Genomic DNA, 19,250 nt, shown 5'->3' on the forward strand with positions numbered 1-19,250 from the left:
ACCATGGCAATTCGTAAACGTTTTATCGCAGGTGCAAAATGTCCGTCCTGCCAGTCGCAGGATACGCTGGCGATGTGGCGCGAAAATAATATCGATATTGTTGAGTGTGTTAAGTGCGGTCATCAGATGCGGGAAGCCGATAAAGAGGCGCGCGAGCACGTTCGCAAAGAAGAGCAAGTGATCGGGATTTTTCATCCGGACTAGCGATATGGCGCAGCTTTTTTTAAGCTAGAGGGTACACGGGTGCAGAATTCCGCTACAATCTGCGCCACTATTCTTTCCATGCTCAGGAGATATCATGAAAGTAGCAAAGGACCTGGTGGTCAGCCTGGCCTATCAGGTACGTACAGAAGACGGTGTGTTGGTTGATGAGTCTCCGGTGAGTGCACCGCTGGACTACCTGCATGGTCACGGTTCCCTGATTTCTGGCCTGGAAACAGCGCTGGATGGTCACGAAGTTGGCGACAAATTCGATGTTGCTGTTGGCGCAAACGACGCATACGGTCAGTACGACGAAAACCTGGTGCAGCGCGTTCCTAAAGACGTCTTCATGGGCGTTGACGAACTGCAGGTTGGCATGCGTTTCCTGGCTGAAACTGACCAGGGTCCAGTACCGGTAGAAATTACCGAAGTGGAAGACGACCACGTTGTGGTTGACGGTAACCACATGCTGGCTGGCCAGAATCTGAAATTCAACGTAGAAGTTGTTGCTATCCGCGAAGCGACCGAAGAAGAACTGGCTCACGGCCACGTTCACGGTGCGCACGGTCACGACCACGATCATGACCACGGTCATGACGGTTGCTGCGGTGGTCACGGCCACGGTCACGACCATGGTCACGAGCACGGCGGCGAAGGCTGCTGCGGCGGTGGCGGTAAAGGTAACGGCGGCGGCTGCGGTTGCCACTGATCGGTATGATTGCCTGATGGCGCTACGCTTATCAGGCCTACCGTAGGCCGGATAAGACGTTTACGTCGTCATCCGGCACAAAAAAGCGGGGATATCCCCGCTTTTTTTACGTCTCAATAATGTGGCGGCGGGGTCTCTTCAGACTGCGACGCAATGTGGGACGGCTGCGTTGCTTTGAGCTTTTCCGTCAGCAGACGCAGATGGTCGCGCAGTTTGGCCATTTCCAGTTCATGCGCGGTCACCGTCACGTTGAGCTCTTCAATGGTGATCTCCTGAAATGCCAGGCGACTTTCCAGTTCAGCCAGGCGAGTTTCCATTGTTGTATCCTGCATGATTCACCTCTTTCTTTTTTCTCCGGCAGATCGCGGACTGCGGCGAATTCTACTTAACTTTGCCTGTTTGCACAGCACTCAATCTTCGGTAACGAAACTAATTTAAACAAAAAGAGTCTGAAAAGTGGTGATAATAGGGCGTGCCTGTATGTTGATTTGTTCTGCAACGCTTTATAGTACATTTTTATGTTAGCTAACCCTGGGGTGAGATGCCCCGGCCCTGGAGATATGGATGAAATCACTGTTTAAAGTAACGCTGCTGGCGACCACAATGGCTGTTGCTCTGCATGCCCCGATCACCTTCGCTGCTGATGCTGCGAAACCAGCCGCTACTGCTGACAGCAAAGCAGCATTCAAGAATGACGACCAAAAAGCCGCTTACGCGCTGGGCGCGTCCCTGGGTCGTTATATGGAAAACTCTCTGAAAGAGCAGGAAAAACTGGGCATCAAACTGGATAAAGATCAGCTGATCGCTGGTGTTCAAGATGCGTTTGCAGACAAGAGCAAACTGTCTGACCAGGAAATCGAACAAACTCTGCAGGCGTTTGAAGCGCGCGTGAAGAGCTCCGCTCAGGCGAAAATGGAAAAAGACGCGGCTGACAACGAAGCCAAAGGTAAAGTTTACCGCGAGAAATTTGCTAAAGAGAAAGGCGTTAAAACCTCTTCTACTGGCCTGGTCTACAAAGTAGAGAAAGAAGGTACTGGCGCTGCACCGAAAGACAGCGATACCGTGGTAGTCAACTACAAAGGTACGCTGATCGATGGTAAAGAGTTTGATAACTCCTACACCCGTGGTGAGCCGCTGTCTTTCCGTCTTGACGGTGTCATCCCTGGCTGGACTGAAGGCCTGAAAAACATCAAGAAAGGCGGCAAAATCCAGCTGGTTATCCCACCGGATCTGGCTTACGGCAAAACCGGCGTCCCGGGTATTCCGGCCAACTCTACGCTGGTCTTTGATGTTGAACTGTTAGACATCAAACCGGCACCGAAAGCTGACGCGCAGCCAGATGCTGCACCGGCAGATAAAGCTGCAGACAGCAGCAAAAAATAAGCTAACAGAAACCGCCGCCCACAGGGCGGCGGTTTTTTATTATCGACAGGATATAATTAATACTGGAAAGCGCCTTGTGCGCTGTATTACTTTAGATGCCCCTATAATAGTGATGAGCCTGCCCTGACAACATAACGACAGGCTCCTGAAAAGGAGTGCTTTTTTTCATGTCCAGGTCGCTTTTAACCAACGAAACCAGTGAGCTAGATTTGCTGGATCAACGTCCTTTCGATCAAACCGACTTCGATATCCTCAAATCCTACGAAGCGGTAGTGGACGGGTTGGCGATGCTCATTGGTTCCCATTGTGAAATCGTATTGCACTCTTTGCAGGATTTGAAATGCTCGGCCATCCGCATTGCTAACGGTGAACACACGGGCCGTAAAATTGGCTCACCGATTACCGACCTTGCGTTGCGTATGCTGCATGATATGACGGGTGCGGATAGCAGCGTGTCGAAGTGTTACTTCACACGTGCGAAAAGCGGTGTCTTGATGAAGTCGGTGACGATTGCCATTCGCAACCGTGAGCATCGCGTGATTGGTCTGCTGTGCATCAACATGAACCTTGATGTTCCTTTCTCGCAGATAATGAATACCTTTATACCACCGGAAACCCCGGAAGTGGGCTCTGCCGTCAACTTCGCTTCTTCGGTGGAAGATCTGGTTACCCAGACGCTGGAATTCACGATCGAAGAAGTGAATGCCGATCGCAATGTTTCCAACAACGCGAAGAACCGCCAGATCGTCCTGAATTTATATGAGAAAGGTATCTTCGATATTAAAGATGCCATCAATCAGGTCGCCGATCGGCTGAACATCTCCAAACATACGGTCTACCTCTATATTCGTCAGTTCAAAAGCGGCGATTTCCAGGGGCAAGACAAGTAATGCGTTTTGCCATCATGGTGACAGGGCCTGCTTATGGCACGCAGCAGGCGAGTAGCGCGTTGCAATTTGCACATGCGCTTCTCGAAGAAGGGCATGAGTTATGCAGCGTCTTTTTCTATCGAGAAGGTGTATATAACGCCAACTTACTGACTTCACCCGCCAGTGATGAATATGATCTGGTGCGGGCCTGGCAACAGCTGAACCAACAGCATGGTGTTACGCTGAATATCTGCGTGGCGGCGGCGTTGCGTCGCGGCGTTGTTGATGAAACTGAGGCAAAGCGTCTGGGACTGGCAGGGGCTAATTTACAATCAGGTTTTAACCTCAGCGGGCTTGGATCGCTGGCTGAGGCATCCCTGACCTGTGATCGCGTGGTGCAGTTCTGATGAAACGTGTTGCTTTTGTCTTTTCTACCGTGCCGCATGGCAGCGCATCTGGCCGTGAAGGATTAGATGCATTGCTAGCGACATCTGCATTAACGGAAGACCTCGGCGTGTTTTTTATCGGCGATGGCGTCTTTCAAATCCTCCAGGGACAACAACCGGATGCCGTGCTGGCGCGAGACTATATCGCAACCTTCAAGCTGTTAGGGTTGTACGATATCGATCAATGTTGGCTCTGCGCTGCCTCATTACGCGAGCGAGGCCTTCAGCAGGGTGTTAATTTTGTGGTCGATGCGACAGCGCTTGAACCGGAAGATTTACGCCGTGAGTTAGGCAACTTTGACGTCATTTTAAGGTTTTGAGACCCTCATGCTGCACACACTACATCGCTCCGCGTGGCTTACCGATTTCTCCTCTCTTCTTCGCCTGGTAGATAAAGACGATGAGCTTTTATTGCTCCAGGATGGCGTGACGGCGGCAATAGAAGGCAGCCGTTTCCTTGAAAGTCTGCAAAATGCCTCCATTAAGGTCTATGTACTGGAAGAAGACATTAAGGCTCGCGGTTTGAGTGGTCAAATTTCAGACAGTGTCGTCAGGGTTAGCTATACTGACTTCGTCAGACTTACGGTGAAGCATCCCAGCCAGATGTCCTGGTAATTGTGGGATCGTTGTATATTTCTTGACACCTTTTCGACACCGACCTAAAATTCTGCGTCCTCATATTGTATGAGGTCGTTTTATTACGTGTTTACGAAGCAAAAGCTAAAACCAGGAGCTATTTAATGGCAACAGTTAACCAGCTGGTACGCAAACCACGTGCACGCAAAGTTGCAAAAAGCAACGTGCCTGCGCTGGAAGCATGCCCGCAGAAACGTGGCGTATGTACTCGTGTATATACTACCACTCCTAAAAAACCGAACTCCGCACTGCGTAAAGTTTGCCGTGTTCGTCTGACTAACGGTTTTGAAGTGACTTCCTACATCGGTGGTGAAGGTCACAACCTGCAGGAGCACTCCGTGATCCTGATCCGTGGCGGTCGTGTAAAAGACCTCCCGGGTGTTCGTTACCACACCGTTCGTGGTGCGCTTGACTGCTCCGGCGTTAAAGACCGTAAGCAATCACGCTCCAAGTATGGCGTGAAACGTCCTAAGGCTTAATGGTTCTCCGTTAAGTAAGGCCAAACGTTTTATATTAATGTCAAACTAAACTCTTAGAGTTTTGGACAATCCTGAATTAACAACGGAGTATTTCCATGCCACGTCGTCGCGTCATTGGTCAGCGTAAAATTCTGCCGGATCCGAAGTTCGGATCAGAACTGCTGGCTAAATTTGTAAATATCCTGATGGTAGATGGTAAAAAATCTACTGCCGAAACTATCGTATACAGCGCGCTGGAGACCCTGGCTCAGCGTTCTGGTAAAAACGAACTGGAAGCTTTCGAAGTAGCTCTCGAAAACGTGCGCCCGACTGTCGAAGTTAAGTCTCGCCGCGTTGGTGGTTCTACTTATCAGGTACCAGTTGAAGTCCGTCCGGTCCGTCGTAATGCTCTGGCAATGCGTTGGATCGTTGAAGCTGCTCGTAAACGCGGTGATAAATCCATGGCTCTGCGCCTGGCGAACGAACTTTCTGATGCTGCAGAAAACAAAGGTACTGCAGTTAAGAAACGTGAAGACGTTCACCGTATGGCAGAAGCCAACAAGGCGTTCGCACACTACCGTTGGTAATCCCTTCGGAGTTTTAGTCACCAGGCGGGCGCTTCTAGTAAGCAGCCCGCTTTGGGCTACTTAAATTGAACGCCTAAAAGATAAACGAGGAATCAAATGGCTCGTACAACACCCATCGCGCGCTACCGTAACATCGGTATCAGTGCGCACATCGACGCCGGTAAAACCACTACTACCGAACGTATTCTGTTCTACACCGGTGTAAACCATAAAATCGGTGAAGTTCATGACGGCGCAGCCACCATGGACTGGATGGAGCAGGAGCAGGAACGTGGTATTACTATCACCTCCGCAGCGACTACTGCATTCTGGTCTGGTATGGCTAAGCAGTATGAACCGCATCGCGTAAACATCATCGACACCCCGGGGCACGTTGACTTCACTATCGAAGTAGAACGTTCCATGCGTGTGCTTGATGGTGCAGTAATGGTTTACTGCGCAGTTGGTGGTGTTCAGCCTCAGTCTGAAACCGTATGGCGTCAGGCAAACAAATATAAAGTTCCGCGCATTGCGTTCGTTAACAAAATGGACCGTATGGGTGCGAACTTCCTGAAAGTTGTTGGTCAGATCAAAACCCGTCTGGGCGCGAACCCTGTTCCGCTGCAGCTGGCAATTGGCGCTGAAGAAGCGTTCACCGGTGTTGTTGACCTGGTGAAAATGAAAGCCATCAACTGGAACGAAGAAGATGCAGGCGTAACCTTCACTTATGAAGATATCCCGGCTGACATGCAGGAACTGGCTGAAGAATGGCACCAGAACCTGATCGAGTCCGCTGCAGAAGCTTCAGAAGAGCTGATGGAGAAATACCTGGGTGGTGAAGAACTGACTGAAGAAGAGATCAAAAAAGCTCTGCGTCAGCGCGTTCTGAACAACGAAATCATCCTGGTAACCTGTGGTTCTGCGTTCAAGAACAAAGGTGTTCAGGCGATGCTGGATGCGGTAATTGATTACCTGCCATCCCCAGTAGACGTACCTGCGATCAACGGTATTCTGGACGACGGTAAAGATACTCCTGCTGAGCGTCATGCTAGCGATGACGAGCCGTTTGCTGCTCTGGCATTCAAAATCGCTACTGACCCGTTCGTGGGTAACCTGACCTTCTTCCGCGTGTACTCTGGTGTGGTTAACTCCGGTGACACCATCCTGAACTCCGTGAAAACTGCACGTGAACGTTTCGGCCGTATCGTACAGATGCACGCTAACAAACGTGAAGAGATCAAAGAAGTTCGCGCGGGCGATATCGCTGCTGCAATCGGTCTGAAAGACGTGACCACTGGTGACACTCTGTGTGACCCGGATCACCCGATCATTCTGGAACGTATGGAATTCCCTGAGCCGGTAATTTCCATCGCGGTAGAACCGAAAACCAAAGCTGACCAGGAAAAAATGGGTCTGGCTCTGGGCCGTCTGGCTAAAGAAGACCCGTCATTCCGCGTATGGACTGACGAAGAATCTAACCAGACCATTATCGCTGGTATGGGTGAGCTGCACCTCGACATCATCGTTGACCGTATGAAGCGTGAATTCAACGTTGAAGCGAACGTCGGTAAACCTCAGGTTGCTTACCGCGAAGCGATTCGCGCGAAAGTTACCGATATCGAAGGTAAACACGCTAAGCAGTCTGGTGGTCGCGGTCAGTACGGTCATGTTGTTATCGACATGTACCCGCTGGAGCCGGGTTCAAACCCGAAAGGCTACGAGTTCATCAACGACATCAAAGGTGGTGTAATTCCTGGCGAATACATCCCGGCCGTTGATAAAGGCATCCAGGAACAGCTGAAATCTGGCCCGCTGGCTGGTTACCCGGTTGTTGATCTGGGCGTGCGTCTGCACTTCGGTTCTTACCATGACGTTGACTCCTCTGAGCTGGCGTTTAAACTGGCCGCTTCTATCGCCTTCAAAGATGGCTTTAAGAAAGCGAAACCAGTTCTGCTTGAGCCTATCATGAAGGTTGAAGTAGAGACTCCGGAAGAGAACACCGGTGACGTAATCGGTGACTTGAGCCGCCGTCGTGGTATGCTTCGTGGTCAGGAATCCAACGTCACTGGCGTTGTTATCCATGCTGAAGTTCCGCTGTCTGAAATGTTCGGATATGCAACCCAGCTGCGTTCTCTGACCAAAGGCCGTGCTTCTTACTCCATGGAGTTCCTGAAGTACGACGATGCGCCGAACAACGTTGCTCAGGCCGTTATTGAAGCCCGTGGTAAATAATCCACAGGATTAAAACCTAAGTCCCGTGCTCTCTCCATAGGGGAGAGCACTATAGTAAGGAATATAGCCGTGTCTAAAGAAAAATTTGAACGTACAAAACCGCACGTTAACGTCGGCACCATCGGCCACGTTGACCACGGTAAAACTACCCTGACCGCTGCAATCACTACCGTACTGGCTAAAACCTACGGCGGTGCTGCTCGTGCATTCGACCAGATCGATAACGCGCCGGAAGAAAAAGCTCGTGGTATCACCATCAACACTTCTCACGTTGAATATGACACCCCGACTCGCCACTACGCACACGTAGACTGCCCGGGCCACGCCGACTATGTTAAAAACATGATCACCGGTGCTGCGCAGATGGACGGCGCGATCCTGGTTGTTGCTGCGACTGACGGCCCGATGCCGCAGACTCGTGAGCACATCCTGCTGGGTCGTCAGGTAGGCGTTCCGTACATCATCGTGTTCCTGAACAAATGCGACATGGTTGATGACGAAGAGCTGCTGGAACTGGTAGAAATGGAAGTTCGTGAACTTCTGTCTCAGTACGATTTCCCGGGCGACGACACTCCGATCGTTCGTGGTTCTGCTCTGAAAGCGCTGGAAGGCGAAGCAGAGTGGGAAGCGAAAATCATCGAACTGGCTGGCTTCCTGGATTCTTACATCCCAGAACCAGAGCGTGCGATTGACAAGCCGTTCCTGCTGCCTATCGAAGACGTATTCTCCATCTCCGGTCGTGGTACCGTTGTTACCGGTCGTGTAGAGCGCGGTATCATCAAAGTTGGTGAAGAAGTTGAAATCGTTGGTATCAAAGAGACTGCTAAGTCTACCTGTACTGGCGTTGAAATGTTCCGCAAACTGCTGGACGAAGGCCGTGCTGGTGAGAACGTTGGTGTTCTGCTGCGTGGTATCAAACGTGAAGAAATCGAACGTGGTCAGGTACTGGCTAAGCCGGGCTCTATCAAGCCGCACACCAAGTTCGAATCTGAAGTGTACATTCTGTCCAAAGACGAAGGCGGCCGTCATACTCCGTTCTTCAAAGGCTACCGTCCGCAGTTCTACTTCCGTACTACTGACGTGACTGGTACCATCGAACTGCCAGAAGGCGTAGAGATGGTAATGCCGGGCGACAACATCAAAATGGTTGTTACCCTGATCCACCCGATCGCGATGGACGACGGTCTGCGTTTCGCAATCCGTGAAGGCGGCCGTACTGTTGGTGCGGGCGTTGTTGCTAAAGTAATGAGCTAATTATTGATTAATTAGCTTTGAGCTTAAAAAGGGCGCTTCGGCGCCCTTTTTGCTACCTGCAATTTAGTCGTTGTCATATTTATTCGCATTTTTTATTCATTCTCCCGCCGCGTAAATCGCGTTGTGCTATTGTAATCATAACTATTCTCATTTACACTTTGCGCAGAAATTGAACGGGAGCGATCATGTACGTTTGTTTGTGTAATGCGATAAGTGATAAAAAAATACGTCAGGCTGTTCGCCAGTTTCATCCTCAGTCCTTTCAGCAATTACGTAAATTTATTCCTGTTGGAAATCAATGCGGTAAGTGCATTCGTGCTGCCCGCGAAGTCATGCAGGATGAATTAACGCAAATGCCAGAATTTAAAGAGATCGCCTAAGTCACACTCTTTTTTTTGACATCCCTGTAGCCCCATCTACGCTCTAAGAGTGGAAGCGGAGGGACTATAAAATGAAAGGTGATGTTAAAATCATAAATTATCTCAATAAACTATTGGGAAATGAGCTTGTCGCGATCAACCAGTATTTTCTCCATGCTCGTATGTTTAAAAACTGGGGACTGACTCGCCTCAATGATGTTGAGTACCATGAATCTATCGATGAGATGAAACACGCTGATAAATATATCGAGCGTATTTTATTCTTAGAAGGGATCCCGAACTTGCAGGATCTTGGTAAGTTGGGTATTGGCGAAGACGTTGAAGAGATGCTGCAATCCGATCTTCGACTCGAACTCGATGGTGCTAAAGACTTACGTGAAGCCATTGCCTATGCCGATAGCGTTCATGATTATGTCAGCCGGGATATGATGATTGAGATCCTGACTGAAGAAGAAGGGCATATTGACTGGCTCGAAACCGAGCTGGACCTGATTGCAAAACTTGGCTTACAAAATTATCTGCAATCGCAAATTAAAGTCAGTGACTAACCGCCCTGTATCATACTTACCAGGCCAATAACAAAACCCGCAGCCGCCAGATATGGCCCAAATGGCAGCGGGTTTTTTAGTACCTGTTTCCCGTAACGGACGCAGGAAATCCCGGTGAGGCAACATGCCATACCCGCGGCAAGTAAAACCAAAAGTGGTAATGATTCCCAGCGATGCCATGCACCTAGCGCGGCAAGAAATTTGACGTCGCCAAAGCCTAATCCTTCCTGTCGGCATATCAAACGATACCCCCAGTAGAACAAAGCAAATACCCCATAGCCCGCTACGGCCCCCCAAAGCGCGTCGGATAACTGTGCAGGTCTGCAGCATTGATGATAAATAAGACCGCCCCACAAAAGAGGGCAGGTAAATTTGTCGGGCAGTAACCCGGTACGTAGGTCATGGACTAAGAGCAGCCCTGATAGCGAAACATAAATCAACAGAAAGGGGAGGTCGATGTACATGGGCAAGCCTTATCTGGTAAAGAGTTTACCTTCAGGTAAACCCGGCGGCCCTACAAGCCCGGGATGTGGGTTATGGATGCTCTCTTCCACGGAAAACGCGTTGCACCACAGGACATACAATCAGAGTGGAAGGAGCGCCGCATTTGTGAACGAGTGATTAATTTCTACGCGGCACTTGCTTAAGACTGAGATTTACGTATAATGCGCGGGCTTGTCTAATATTGACAGCGGTTCGATATGAGCCACCGGTACTGCGAAAGCAATACCAGACAATGTTCCCAATCGGGGAACTCTGTAAGAACGGTTACACTCTCCCATCAATCGTAATGGGTTTGAGGAGTAACTATTTCGTCTATAAAATAATTGGAGCTCTGGTCTCATGCAGAACCAAAGAATCCGTATCCGTTTGAAAGCGTTTGATCATCGTCTGATCGATCAATCAACCGCGGAAATCGTCGAGACTGCCAAGCGCACTGGTGCGCAGGTTCGTGGTCCGATCCCGCTGCCGACCCGCAAAGAGCGTTTCACCGTTCTGATCTCCCCGCACGTCAACAAAGACGCGCGTGATCAGTACGAGATCCGTACTCACAAGCGTCTGGTTGACATCGTTGAGCCAACTGAAAAAACCGTTGATGCTCTGATGCGTCTGGACCTGGCTGCCGGTGTAGACGTGCAGATCAGCCTGGGTTAATCAGGTCATCGAGCGATTGAGAGGTTGATACAATGATTGGTTTAGTCGGTAAAAAAGTGGGTATGACCCGCATCTTCACTGAAGATGGCGTATCTATCCCAGTAACCGTTATCGAAGTTGAAGCAAACCGCGTTACTCAGGTTAAAGATCTGGCTAACGATGGCTATCGCGCTATTCAGGTTACCACCGGTGCTAAAAAAGCTAACCGTGTAACTAAGCCGGAAGCTGGCCACTTTGCTAAAGCTGGCGTAGAAGCTGGCCGCGGCCTGTGGGAATTCCGTCTGGCAGATGGTGAAGAATACACCGTTGGTCAGAACATTAGCGTTGAACTGTTTGCTGACGTTAAAAAAGTTGACGTAACCGGTACCTCTAAAGGTAAAGGTTTCGCTGGTACCGTTAAGCGCTGGAACTTCCGTACCCAGGACGCTACTCACGGTAACTCCTTGTCTCACCGCGTTCCGGGTTCTATCGGTCAGAACCAGACTCCGGGCAAAGTGTTCAAAGGCAAGAAAATGGCAGGTCAGCTGGGCAACGAACGTGTAACCGTTCAGAGCCTGGACGTAGTACGTGTTGACGCTGAGCGCAACCTGCTGCTGGTTAAAGGTGGTGTTCCGGGTGCGACCGGTTGCGACCTGATCGTTAAACCAGCTGTGAAGGCGTAAGGGGATAGCAATGGAATTAGTATTGAAAGACGCGCAGAGCGCGCTGACTGTTTCCGAAACTACCTTCGGTCGTGATTTCAACGAAGCGCTGGTTCACCAGGTTGTTGTTGCTTATGCAGCTGGTGCTCGTCAGGGTACTCGTGCTCAGAAGACTCGTGCTGAAGTAACTGGTTCAGGCAAAAAGCCGTGGCGCCAGAAAGGTACCGGCCGTGCGCGTTCAGGTTCTATCAAGAGCCCGATCTGGCGTTCAGGTGGCGTGACCTTCGCTGCTCGTCCACAGGACCACAGTCAAAAAGTTAACAAAAAGATGTACCGCGGCGCGCTGAAAAGCATTCTGTCCGAACTGGTACGTCAGGATCGTCTGATCGTTGTCGAATCATTCTCTGTAGAAGCGCCTAAAACTAAGCTGCTGGCACAGAAACTGAAAGACATGGCTCTGGAAGATGTGCTGATCATCACCGGTGAGCTGGACGAAAACCTGTTCCTGGCTGCGCGCAACCTGCACAAGGTTGACGTACGCGATGCAACTGGTATCGACCCGGTTAGCCTGATCGCCTTCGACAAAGTCGTAATGACTGCTGATGCTGTTAAGCAAGTTGAGGAGATGCTGGCATGATTCGTGAAGAACGTCTGCTGAAAGTGCTGCGCGCACCGCACGTTTCTGAAAAAGCGTCTACTGCGATGGAAAAAACTAACACCATCGTTCTCAAAGTTGCTAAAGACGCGACCAAAGCAGAAATCAAAGCTGCTGTGCAGAAACTGTTTGAAGTCGAAGTCGAAGTCGTTAACACCCTGGTAGTTAAAGGGAAAGTTAAACGTCACGGACAGCGTATCGGTCGTCGTAGCGACTGGAAAAAAGCTTACGTCACCCTGAAGGAAGGCCAGAATCTGGACTTCGTCGGCGGCGCTGAGTAAGTCGGAGGAGTAATACAATGGCAGTTGTTAAATGTAAACCGACATCTCCGGGTCGTCGCCACGTTGTTAAAGTGGTCAACCCAGAGCTGCACAAGGGCAAACCTTTTGCTCCGCTGGTTGAAAAAAACAGCAAATCCGGTGGTCGTAACAACAATGGCCGCATCACCACTCGTCACATCGGTGGTGGTCACAAGCAGGCTTATCGTATTGTTGACTTCAAACGCAACAAAGACGGTATCCCGGCAGTTGTTGAACGTCTTGAGTACGATCCGAACCGCTCCGCGAACATCGCGCTGGTTCTGTACAAAGACGGTGAACGCCGTTACATCCTGGCCCCTAAAGGCCTGAAAGCTGGCGACCAGATTCAGTCTGGCGTTGATGCTGCAATCAAAGCAGGTAACACCCTGCCGATGCGCAATATCCCGGTTGGTTCTACCGTTCATAACGTAGAAATGAAACCAGGTAAAGGCGGTCAGCTGGCACGTTCCGCTGGTACTTACGTTCAGATCGTTGCTCGTGATGGTGCTTATGTCACCCTGCGTCTGCGTTCTGGTGAAATGCGTAAAGTCGAAGCAGACTGCCGTGCAACTCTGGGCGAAGTTGGCAATGCTGAGCATATGCTGCGCGTTCTGGGTAAAGCAGGTGCTGCACGCTGGCGTGGTGTTCGTCCTACCGTTCGCGGTACTGCGATGAACCCAGTCGATCACCCACATGGTGGTGGTGAAGGTCGTAACTTTGGTAAGCACCCGGTAACTCCGTGGGGCGTTCAGACCAAAGGTAAGAAGACCCGCAGCAACAAGCGTACTGATAAATTCATCGTACGTCGCCGTAGCAAATAATTTTAGAGGATAAGCCATGCCACGTTCTCTCAAGAAAGGTCCTTTTATTGACCTGCACTTGCTGAAGAAGGTAGAGAAAGCGGTGGAAAGCGGAGACAAGAAGCCCCTGCGCACTTGGTCCCGTCGTTCAACGATCTTTCCTAACATGATCGGTTTGACCATCGCTGTCCATAATGGTCGTCAGCACGTTCCGGTATTTGTTTCCGACGAAATGGTCGGTCACAAACTGGGTGAATTCGCACCGACTCGTACTTATCGCGGCCACGCTGCTGATAAAAAAGCGAAGAAGAAATAAGGTAGGAGGAAGAGATGGAAACTTTAGCTCAACATCGCCATGCTCGTTCTTCTGCTCAGAAGGTTCGCCTTGTTGCAGACCTGATTCGCGGTAAGAAAGTGTCGCAGGCTCTGGATATTCTGACCTACACCAATAAGAAAGCGGCTGTACTGGTTAAGAAAGTCCTGGAATCTGCCATTGCTAACGCTGAACACAACGATGGCGCTGACATTGACGATCTGAAAGTTACGAAAATTTTCGTAGACGAAGGCCCGAGCATGAAGCGCATTATGCCGCGTGCAAAAGGTCGTGCAGATCGCATCCTGAAGCGCACCAGCCACATTACTGTGGTTGTGTCCGATCGCTGAGACTCTGGAGACTAGCAATGGGTCAGAAAGTACATCCTAATGGTATTCGCCTGGGTATTGTAAAACCATGGAACTCAACCTGGTTTGCGAACACCAAAGAATTCGCTGACAACCTGGACAGCGATTTTAAAGTACGTCAGTACCTGACTAAGGAACTGGCGAAAGCGTCTGTATCTCGTATCGTTATCGAGCGTCCGGCTAAGAGCATCCGTGTGACCATTCACACCGCTCGCCCGGGTATCGTTATCGGTAAGAAAGGCGAAGACGTAGAAAAACTGCGCAAAGTCGTAGCGGATATTGCTGGCGTTCCTGCTCAGATCAATATCGCCGAAGTGCGTAAGCCTGAACTGGACGCAAAATTGGTTGCTGACAGCATCACTTCTCAGCTGGAACGTCGTGTTATGTTCCGTCGTGCTATGAAGCGTGCTGTACAGAACGCAATGCGTCTGGGCGCTAAAGGTATCAAAGTTGAAGTTAGCGGCCGTCTGGGCGGCGCGGAAATCGCACGTACCGAATGGTACCGCGAAGGTCGCGTACCTCTGCACACTCTGCGTGCTGACATCGACTACAACACCTCTGAAGCGCACACCACTTACGGTGTAATCGGCGTTAAAGTGTGGATCTTCAAAGGCGAGATCCTGGGTGGTATGGCTGCTGTTGAACAACCGGAAAAACCGGCTGCGCAACCTAAAAAGCAGCAGCGTAAAGGCCGTAAATAAGGAGCGTCGCTGATGTTACAACCAAAGCGTACAAAATTCCGTAAAATGCACAAAGGCCGTAACCGCGGTCTGGCTGCTGGCGCGGATGTTAGCTTCGGCAGCTTCGGTCTGAAAGCTGTTGGCCGTGGTCGTCTGACTGCCCGTCAGATCGAAGCAGCACGTCGTGCTATGACCCGTGCAGTTAAGCGTCAAGGTAAGATCTGGATCCGTGTATTCCCGGACAAACCGATCACTGAAAAGCCGCTGGCAGTGCGTATGGGTAAAGGTAAAGGTAACGTGGAGTATTGGGTTGCCTTGATTCAGCCGGGTAAAGTCCTGTATGAAATGGACGGCGTACCGGAAGAGCTGGCCCGTGAAGCATTCAAGCTGGCAGCAGCGAAACTGCCGATTAAAACCACCTTTGTAACTAAGACGGTGATGTAATGAAAGCAAAAGAGCTGCGTGAGAAGAGTGTTGAAGAGCTGAACACCGAGCTGCTGAATCTGCTGCGTGAGCAGTTCAACCTGCGTATGCAGGCTGCAAGTGGCCAGCTGCAACAGTCTCACCTGTTGAAGCAAGTGCGTCGTGACGTCGCACGCGTTAAGACTTTACTGACTGAGAAGGCGGGTGCGTAATGACCGATAAAATCCGTACTCTGCAAGGTCGCGTTGTTAGCGATAAAATGGAGAAATCCATCGTTGTTGCTATCGAACGTTTTGTGAAACACCCGATCTACGGTAAATTCATTAAGCGTACGACCAAACTGCACGTACATGACGAGAACAACGAATGCGGTACTGGTGACGTGGTTGAAATCCGCGAATGCCGTCCGCTGTCCAAGACTAAGTCCTGGACGCTGGTTCGCGTTGTAGAGAAAGCCGTTCTGTAATACAGTAGGCATTCTCAACGAATAAACGGCTCAGCGATGAGCCGTTTATTTTTTCTACCCATATCGTTGAAGCGGTGTTATAATGCCGCGCCCCCGATATGGGGCTTTTTTAACGACCTGATTTTCGGGTCTCAGTAGTAGTTGACATTAGCGGAGCACTAAAATGATCCAAGAACAGACTATGCTGAACGTCGCCGACAACTCCGGTGCACGTCGCGTAATGTGTATCAAGGTTCTGGGTGGCTCGCACCGTCGCTACGCAGGCGTCGGCGATATCATCAAGATCACCATCAAGGAAGCAATTCCGCGTGGTAAGGTCAAAAAAGGTGATGTGCTGAAGGCGGTAGTGGTGCGCACCAAGAAGGGTGTTCGTCGCCCGGACGGTTCTGTCATTCGCTTCGATGGTAATGCATGCGTTATTTTAAACAATAACAGCGAGCAACCTATCGGTACGCGTATTTTTGGGCCGGTAACTCGTGAACTTCGTAACGAGAAGTTCATGAAAATTATCTCTCTGGCACCAGAAGTACTCTAAGGAGCGAATCATGGCAGCGAAGATCCGTCGTGATGACGAAGTTATCGTGTTAACCGGTAAAGATAAAGGTAAACGCGGTAAAGTTAAGAATGTCCTGTCTTCCGGCAAGGTCATTGTTGAAGGTATCAACCTGGTTAAGAAACATCAGAAGCCGGTTCCGGCCCTGAACCAACCAGGCGGCATCGTAGAGAAAGAAGCAGCTATTCAGATCTCTAACCTTGCTATCTTCAACGCGGCAACCGGCAAGGCTGACCGTGTAGGCTTTAGATTCGAAGACGGCAAAAAAGTCCGTTTCTTCAAATCTAACAGCGAAACTATCAAGTAATTTGGAGTAGTACGATGGCGAAACTGCATGATTACTACAAAGACGAAGTAGTCGCTAAACTCATGACTGAGTTTAACTACAATTCTGTCATGCAAGTCCCTCGGGTCGAGAAGATCACCCTGAACATGGGTGTTGGTGAAGCGATCGCTGACAAGAAACTGCTGGATAACGCAGCAGCTGACCTGACAGCAATCTCCGGTCAAAAACCGCTGATCACCAAAGCACGCAAATCAGTTGCAGGCTTCAAAATCCGTCAGGGCTATCCGATCGGCTGTAAAGTAACTCTGCGTGGCGAACGCATGTGGGAGTTCTTTGAGCGCCTGATCACTATTGCTGTTCCACGTATCCGTGACTTCCGTGGCTTGTCCGCTAAGTCTTTCGACGGTCGTGGTAACTACAGCATGGGTGTCCGTGAGCAGATCATCTTCCCAGAAATCGACTACGATAAAGTCGACCGCGTGCGTGGTTTGGATATTACCATTACCACTACTGCGAAATCTGATGAAGAAGGCCGTGCTCTGCTGGCTGCCTTTGACTTCCCGTTCCGCAAGTAAGGTAGGGTTACTGAATGGCTAAGCAATCAATGAAAGCACGCGAAGTAAAGCGCGTAGCTTTAGCTGATAAGTACTTCGCAAAACGCGCTGAACTGAAAGCTATTATCTCTGATGTGAACGCGACCGACGAAGATCGTTGGAACGCAGTTCTCAAGCTGCAGTCTCTGCCGCGTGATTCCAGCCCGTCCCGTCAGCGTAACCGCTGCCGTCAAACAGGTCGTCCGCATGGCTATGTGGGCAAGTTCGGGTTGAGCCGTATCAAACTGCGTGAAGCCGCCATGCGCGGTGAAGTACCAGGCTTGAAAAAGGCTAGCTGGTAATTACCAATTGAATCACGGGAGTAAAGACAGATGAGCATGCAAGATCCGATCGCGGATATGCTGACCCGTATCCGTAACGGTCAGGCCGCGAATAAAGCTGCGGTCACCATGCCTTCCTCCAAGCTGAAAGTGGCAATTGCCAACGTGCTGAAGGAAGAAGGTTTTATTGAAGATTTTAAAGTTGAAGGCGACACCAAGCCGGAACTGGAACTTACTCTCAAGTATTTCCAGGGTAAAGCTGTTGTAGAAAGCATTCAGCGTGTCAGTCGCCCAGGTCTGCGCATTTATAAGCGTAAAGACGAGCTGCCGAAAGTTATGGCTGGCATGGGTATCGCAGTTGTTTCTACCTCTAAAGGTGTTATGACTGATCGTGCAGCGCGCCAGGCTGGTCTTGGTGGCGAAATTATCTGCTACGTAGCCTAATCGGAGGAAAAAATGTCTCGTGTTGCTAAAGCACCGGTCGTTATTCCTGCCGGCGTTGATGTAAAAATCAACGGTCAGGTTATTACGATCAAAGGTAAAAACGGCGAGCTGACTCGTACTCTCAACGATGCTGTTGCAGTAAATCATGCAGATAATGCACTGACCTTCGGTCCGCGTGATGGTTACGCAGATGGATGGGCTCAGGCTGGTACCGCGCGTGCCCTGCTGAATGCAATGGTTGTCGGTGTTACCGAAGGCTTCACTAAGAAGCTTCAGCTGGTTGGTGTAGGTTATCGTGCAGCGGTTAAAGGGAATGTAGTAAACCTGGCTTTAGGTTTCTCTCACCCAGTTGACCATCAGCTGCCTGCGGGAATCACTGCAGAATGTCCGTCTCAGACTGAAATCGTGCTGAAAGGCGCTGATAAACAGCTGATCGGTCAGGTTGCAGCAGATCTGCGCGCCTACCGTCGTCCTGAGCCTTATAAAGGCAAGGGTGTTCGTTACGCCGACGAAGTCGTGCGTACCAAAGAGGCTAAGAAGAAGTAAGGTAACACTATGGATAAGAAATCTGCTCGTATCCGTCGTGCGACCCGCGCACGCCGCAAGCTCCAGGAGCTGGGTGCAACTCGCCTGGTGGTACATCGTACCCCGCGTCATATTTACGCACAGGTAATTGCACCGAACGGTTCTGAAGTTCTGGTAGCTGCTTCTACTGTAGAAAAAGCTATCGCTGAACAATTGAAGTACACCGGTAACAAAGACGCTGCTGCAGCTGTAGGTAAAGCTGTTGCTGAACGCGCTCTGGAAAAAGGCATCAAAGATGTTTCTTTTGACCGTTCCGGGTTCCAATATCATGGTCGTGTCCAGGCACTGGCAGATGCTGCCCGTGAAGCTGGCCTTCAGTTCTAAGGTAGAGGTGTAAGATGGCTCACATCGAAAAACAAGCTGGCGAACTGCAGGAAAAGCTGATCGCGGTTAACCGCGTATCTAAAACCGTTAAAGGTGGTCGTATTTTCTCCTTCACAGCTCTGACTGTAGTTGGTGATGGTAACGGTCGCGTTGGTTTTGGTTACGGTAAAGCGCGTGAAGTTCCAGCAGCGATCCAGAAAGCGATGGAAAAAGCCCGTCGCAATATGATTAACGTCGCGCTGAACCACGGCACCCTGCAGCACCCGGTTAAGGGTACTCACACGGGTTCTCGTGTATTCATGCAGCCGGCTTCCGAAGGTACCGGTATCATCGCCGGTGGTGCAATGCGCGCCGTTCTGGAAGTCGCTGGAGTTCGTAACGTTCTGGCTAAAGCGTATGGTTCCACTAACCCGATTAACGTGGTTCGTGCAACTATCGATGGCCTGGAAAATATGAAATCTCCGGAAATGGTCGCTGCCAAGCGTGGTAAATCCGTTGAAGAAATTCTGGGGAAATAAACCATGGCAAAGACTATTAAAATTACTCAAACCCGCAGTGCAATCGGTCGTCTGCCGAAACACAAGGCAACGCTGCTTGGCCTGGGTCTGCGTCGTATTGGTCACACCGTAGAGCGCGAGGATACTCCTGCTGTTCGTGGTATGGTCAACGCGGTTTCCTTCATGGTTAAAGTTGAGGAGTAAG

Annotated in this window: 35 protein-coding genes; 33 read left to right on the forward strand and 2 right to left on the reverse strand. The window is 50.3% G+C overall.

Annotated features, from left to right (window positions below):
- Positions 1 to 3: 3 nt before the first annotated feature.
- Together SK35_RS02015 and slyD are read left to right on the forward strand one after the other, a co-directional pair.
- Positions 4 to 204, forward strand: a complete 201-nt coding sequence (locus tag SK35_RS02015; protein ID WP_003023632.1) for a YheV family putative zinc ribbon protein — start codon at positions 4 to 6, stop codon at positions 202 to 204.
- Positions 205 to 298: 94 nt separating this feature from the next.
- On the forward strand, positions 299 to 910 hold the full coding sequence (gene slyD, locus SK35_RS02020; protein WP_008786294.1) for a peptidylprolyl isomerase: 612 nt from the start codon (positions 299 to 301) through the stop codon (positions 908 to 910).
- Positions 911 to 1,023: 113 nt separating this feature from the next.
- Here the strand turns inward: slyD and SK35_RS02025 are convergent, their stop codons facing one another.
- Positions 1,024 to 1,242, reverse strand: a complete 219-nt coding sequence (locus tag SK35_RS02025) for a protein SlyX (protein ID WP_003023639.1) — start codon at positions 1,240 to 1,242, stop codon at positions 1,024 to 1,026.
- A gap of 232 nt (positions 1,243 to 1,474) precedes the next feature.
- Between SK35_RS02025 and fkpA the strand changes: the two genes are divergently transcribed.
- From fkpA to bfr, 11 genes are all read left to right on the forward strand, one after another.
- Positions 1,475 to 2,293: an FKBP-type peptidyl-prolyl cis-trans isomerase gene (gene fkpA, locus SK35_RS02030; RefSeq protein WP_003827768.1), complete on the forward strand. Its 819-nt coding sequence runs from the start codon at positions 1,475 to 1,477 to the stop codon at positions 2,291 to 2,293.
- Between the two features lie 167 nt (positions 2,294 to 2,460).
- Positions 2,461 to 3,183, forward strand: coding sequence for a helix-turn-helix transcriptional regulator (locus SK35_RS02035; RefSeq protein WP_003023643.1), 723 nt, complete (start codon positions 2,461 to 2,463; stop codon positions 3,181 to 3,183).
- Positions 3,183 to 3,569 (forward strand): sulfurtransferase complex subunit TusD, encoded by a 387-nt coding sequence (gene tusD / locus SK35_RS02040; RefSeq protein WP_008786293.1) that lies wholly within the window; start codon positions 3,183 to 3,185, stop codon positions 3,567 to 3,569. Before SK35_RS02035 ends, tusD begins: the two co-directional genes overlap by 1 nt.
- Complete coding sequence (tusC, locus tag SK35_RS02045; RefSeq protein ID WP_003827771.1) at positions 3,569 to 3,928, forward strand: sulfurtransferase complex subunit TusC; 360 nt, start codon at positions 3,569 to 3,571, stop codon at positions 3,926 to 3,928. Before tusD ends, tusC begins: the two co-directional genes overlap by 1 nt.
- A 7-nt stretch (positions 3,929 to 3,935) precedes the next feature.
- Entirely contained in the window at positions 3,936 to 4,223 is a 288-nt protein-coding gene (gene tusB, locus SK35_RS02050) for a sulfurtransferase complex subunit TusB (protein WP_008786292.1), read from the forward strand.
- A gap of 125 nt (positions 4,224 to 4,348) precedes the next feature.
- Positions 4,349 to 4,723: a 30S ribosomal protein S12 gene (gene rpsL, locus SK35_RS02055; RefSeq protein ID WP_003023654.1), complete on the forward strand. Its 375-nt coding sequence runs from the start codon at positions 4,349 to 4,351 to the stop codon at positions 4,721 to 4,723.
- Positions 4,724 to 4,818: 95 nt separating this feature from the next.
- Positions 4,819 to 5,289: a 30S ribosomal protein S7 gene (rpsG, locus tag SK35_RS02060; protein WP_003023657.1), complete on the forward strand. Its 471-nt coding sequence runs from the start codon at positions 4,819 to 4,821 to the stop codon at positions 5,287 to 5,289.
- Positions 5,290 to 5,385: 96 nt separating this feature from the next.
- Complete coding sequence (fusA, locus tag SK35_RS02065) at positions 5,386 to 7,500, forward strand: elongation factor G (protein ID WP_003023659.1); 2,115 nt, start codon at positions 5,386 to 5,388, stop codon at positions 7,498 to 7,500.
- Between the two features lie 69 nt (positions 7,501 to 7,569).
- Positions 7,570 to 8,754 carry an elongation factor Tu gene (tuf, locus tag SK35_RS02070; RefSeq protein ID WP_003031109.1) on the forward strand — a complete coding sequence of 395 codons (1,185 nt, stop codon included), beginning with the start codon at positions 7,570 to 7,572 and terminating at the stop codon, positions 8,752 to 8,754.
- A 185-nt stretch (positions 8,755 to 8,939) separates the two neighbouring features.
- Positions 8,940 to 9,134 carry a bacterioferritin-associated ferredoxin gene (bfd, locus tag SK35_RS02075; RefSeq protein ID WP_003031111.1) on the forward strand — a complete coding sequence of 65 codons (195 nt, stop codon included), beginning with the start codon at positions 8,940 to 8,942 and terminating at the stop codon, positions 9,132 to 9,134.
- Between the two features lie 71 nt (positions 9,135 to 9,205).
- Complete coding sequence (gene bfr, locus SK35_RS02080; RefSeq protein ID WP_003827773.1) at positions 9,206 to 9,682, forward strand: bacterioferritin; 477 nt, start codon at positions 9,206 to 9,208, stop codon at positions 9,680 to 9,682.
- On the opposite strand, the gene SK35_RS02085 is transcribed toward bfr, so the two are convergent.
- On the reverse strand, positions 9,679 to 10,146 hold the full coding sequence (locus tag SK35_RS02085) for a prepilin peptidase (protein ID WP_032945174.1): 468 nt from the start codon (positions 10,144 to 10,146) through the stop codon (positions 9,679 to 9,681). The two genes, bfr and SK35_RS02085, sit on opposite strands and share 4 nt — an antisense overlap.
- A 379-nt stretch (positions 10,147 to 10,525) precedes the next feature.
- Between SK35_RS02085 and rpsJ the strand changes: the two genes are divergently transcribed.
- The 20 genes from rpsJ to rpmD all read left to right on the forward strand — a co-directional run bounded on the left by rpsJ (position 10,526) and on the right by rpmD (position 19,249).
- Positions 10,526 to 10,837 (forward strand): 30S ribosomal protein S10, encoded by a 312-nt coding sequence (rpsJ, locus tag SK35_RS02090; protein ID WP_001181005.1) that lies wholly within the window; start codon positions 10,526 to 10,528, stop codon positions 10,835 to 10,837.
- Between the two features lie 32 nt (positions 10,838 to 10,869).
- Positions 10,870 to 11,499 carry a 50S ribosomal protein L3 gene (gene rplC, locus SK35_RS02095; RefSeq protein ID WP_015369422.1) on the forward strand — a complete coding sequence of 210 codons (630 nt, stop codon included), beginning with the start codon at positions 10,870 to 10,872 and terminating at the stop codon, positions 11,497 to 11,499.
- A 10-nt stretch (positions 11,500 to 11,509) separates the two neighbouring features.
- Entirely contained in the window at positions 11,510 to 12,115 is a 606-nt protein-coding gene (gene rplD / locus SK35_RS02100; RefSeq protein ID WP_003031119.1) for a 50S ribosomal protein L4, read from the forward strand.
- Complete coding sequence (gene rplW, locus SK35_RS02105; RefSeq protein WP_000617546.1) at positions 12,112 to 12,414, forward strand: 50S ribosomal protein L23; 303 nt, start codon at positions 12,112 to 12,114, stop codon at positions 12,412 to 12,414. Before rplD ends, rplW begins: the two co-directional genes overlap by 4 nt.
- Positions 12,415 to 12,431: 17 nt before the next feature.
- Positions 12,432 to 13,253 carry a 50S ribosomal protein L2 gene (rplB, locus tag SK35_RS02110; protein ID WP_000301869.1) on the forward strand — a complete coding sequence of 274 codons (822 nt, stop codon included), beginning with the start codon at positions 12,432 to 12,434 and terminating at the stop codon, positions 13,251 to 13,253.
- A 16-nt stretch (positions 13,254 to 13,269) separates the two neighbouring features.
- A complete protein-coding gene (rpsS, locus tag SK35_RS02115; protein ID WP_001138115.1) occupies positions 13,270 to 13,548 on the forward strand; it encodes a 30S ribosomal protein S19 in 279 nt (92 codons plus the stop codon).
- A gap of 14 nt (positions 13,549 to 13,562) precedes the next feature.
- Positions 13,563 to 13,895 (forward strand): 50S ribosomal protein L22, encoded by a 333-nt coding sequence (rplV, locus tag SK35_RS02120; protein ID WP_000448832.1) that lies wholly within the window; start codon positions 13,563 to 13,565, stop codon positions 13,893 to 13,895.
- 17 nt (positions 13,896 to 13,912) lie between these two features.
- Positions 13,913 to 14,614 (forward strand): 30S ribosomal protein S3, encoded by a 702-nt coding sequence (gene rpsC, locus SK35_RS02125; RefSeq protein WP_000529945.1) that lies wholly within the window; start codon positions 13,913 to 13,915, stop codon positions 14,612 to 14,614.
- A gap of 12 nt (positions 14,615 to 14,626) precedes the next feature.
- Entirely contained in the window at positions 14,627 to 15,037 is a 411-nt protein-coding gene (gene rplP, locus SK35_RS02130) for a 50S ribosomal protein L16 (RefSeq protein WP_000941208.1), read from the forward strand.
- The gene (gene rpmC / locus SK35_RS02135) at positions 15,037 to 15,228 is read left to right on the forward strand and encodes a 50S ribosomal protein L29 (protein WP_000644742.1); all 192 of its coding nucleotides are present in this window, start codon (positions 15,037 to 15,039) and stop codon (positions 15,226 to 15,228) included. The genes rplP and rpmC overlap by 1 nt, the downstream gene beginning before the upstream one ends.
- Complete coding sequence (gene rpsQ, locus SK35_RS02140) at positions 15,228 to 15,482, forward strand: 30S ribosomal protein S17 (RefSeq protein ID WP_003031120.1); 255 nt, start codon at positions 15,228 to 15,230, stop codon at positions 15,480 to 15,482. The genes rpmC and rpsQ overlap by 1 nt, the downstream gene beginning before the upstream one ends.
- Before the next feature lie 163 nt (positions 15,483 to 15,645).
- Positions 15,646 to 16,017 carry a 50S ribosomal protein L14 gene (gene rplN, locus SK35_RS02145; RefSeq protein WP_000613954.1) on the forward strand — a complete coding sequence of 124 codons (372 nt, stop codon included), beginning with the start codon at positions 15,646 to 15,648 and terminating at the stop codon, positions 16,015 to 16,017.
- A gap of 10 nt (positions 16,018 to 16,027) precedes the next feature.
- Positions 16,028 to 16,342, forward strand: a complete 315-nt coding sequence (gene rplX, locus SK35_RS02150) for a 50S ribosomal protein L24 (RefSeq protein ID WP_003031122.1) — start codon at positions 16,028 to 16,030, stop codon at positions 16,340 to 16,342.
- 14 nt (positions 16,343 to 16,356) lie between these two features.
- On the forward strand, positions 16,357 to 16,896 hold the full coding sequence (rplE, locus tag SK35_RS02155; protein ID WP_003031123.1) for a 50S ribosomal protein L5: 540 nt from the start codon (positions 16,357 to 16,359) through the stop codon (positions 16,894 to 16,896).
- A 14-nt stretch (positions 16,897 to 16,910) separates the two neighbouring features.
- Positions 16,911 to 17,216 (forward strand): 30S ribosomal protein S14, encoded by a 306-nt coding sequence (gene rpsN, locus SK35_RS02160; RefSeq protein WP_003031125.1) that lies wholly within the window; start codon positions 16,911 to 16,913, stop codon positions 17,214 to 17,216.
- Positions 17,217 to 17,246: 30 nt separating this feature from the next.
- The gene (gene rpsH / locus SK35_RS02165; protein WP_003031127.1) at positions 17,247 to 17,639 is read left to right on the forward strand and encodes a 30S ribosomal protein S8; all 393 of its coding nucleotides are present in this window, start codon (positions 17,247 to 17,249) and stop codon (positions 17,637 to 17,639) included.
- A gap of 12 nt (positions 17,640 to 17,651) precedes the next feature.
- The gene (gene rplF / locus SK35_RS02170) at positions 17,652 to 18,185 is read left to right on the forward strand and encodes a 50S ribosomal protein L6 (protein ID WP_003031129.1); all 534 of its coding nucleotides are present in this window, start codon (positions 17,652 to 17,654) and stop codon (positions 18,183 to 18,185) included.
- A 9-nt stretch (positions 18,186 to 18,194) separates the two neighbouring features.
- Positions 18,195 to 18,548 (forward strand): 50S ribosomal protein L18, encoded by a 354-nt coding sequence (gene rplR, locus SK35_RS02175; protein ID WP_000358960.1) that lies wholly within the window; start codon positions 18,195 to 18,197, stop codon positions 18,546 to 18,548.
- A gap of 14 nt (positions 18,549 to 18,562) precedes the next feature.
- Entirely contained in the window at positions 18,563 to 19,066 is a 504-nt protein-coding gene (gene rpsE / locus SK35_RS02180; RefSeq protein ID WP_003031131.1) for a 30S ribosomal protein S5, read from the forward strand.
- A gap of 3 nt (positions 19,067 to 19,069) precedes the next feature.
- Entirely contained in the window at positions 19,070 to 19,249 is a 180-nt protein-coding gene (gene rpmD / locus SK35_RS02185) for a 50S ribosomal protein L30 (RefSeq protein WP_001140434.1), read from the forward strand.
- Position 19,250 lies beyond the last annotated feature (1 nt).

Source organism: Citrobacter sp. MGH105 (assembly GCF_001037485.2).
Taxonomy (GTDB): Bacteria; Pseudomonadota; Gammaproteobacteria; order Enterobacterales; family Enterobacteriaceae; genus Citrobacter; species Citrobacter portucalensis.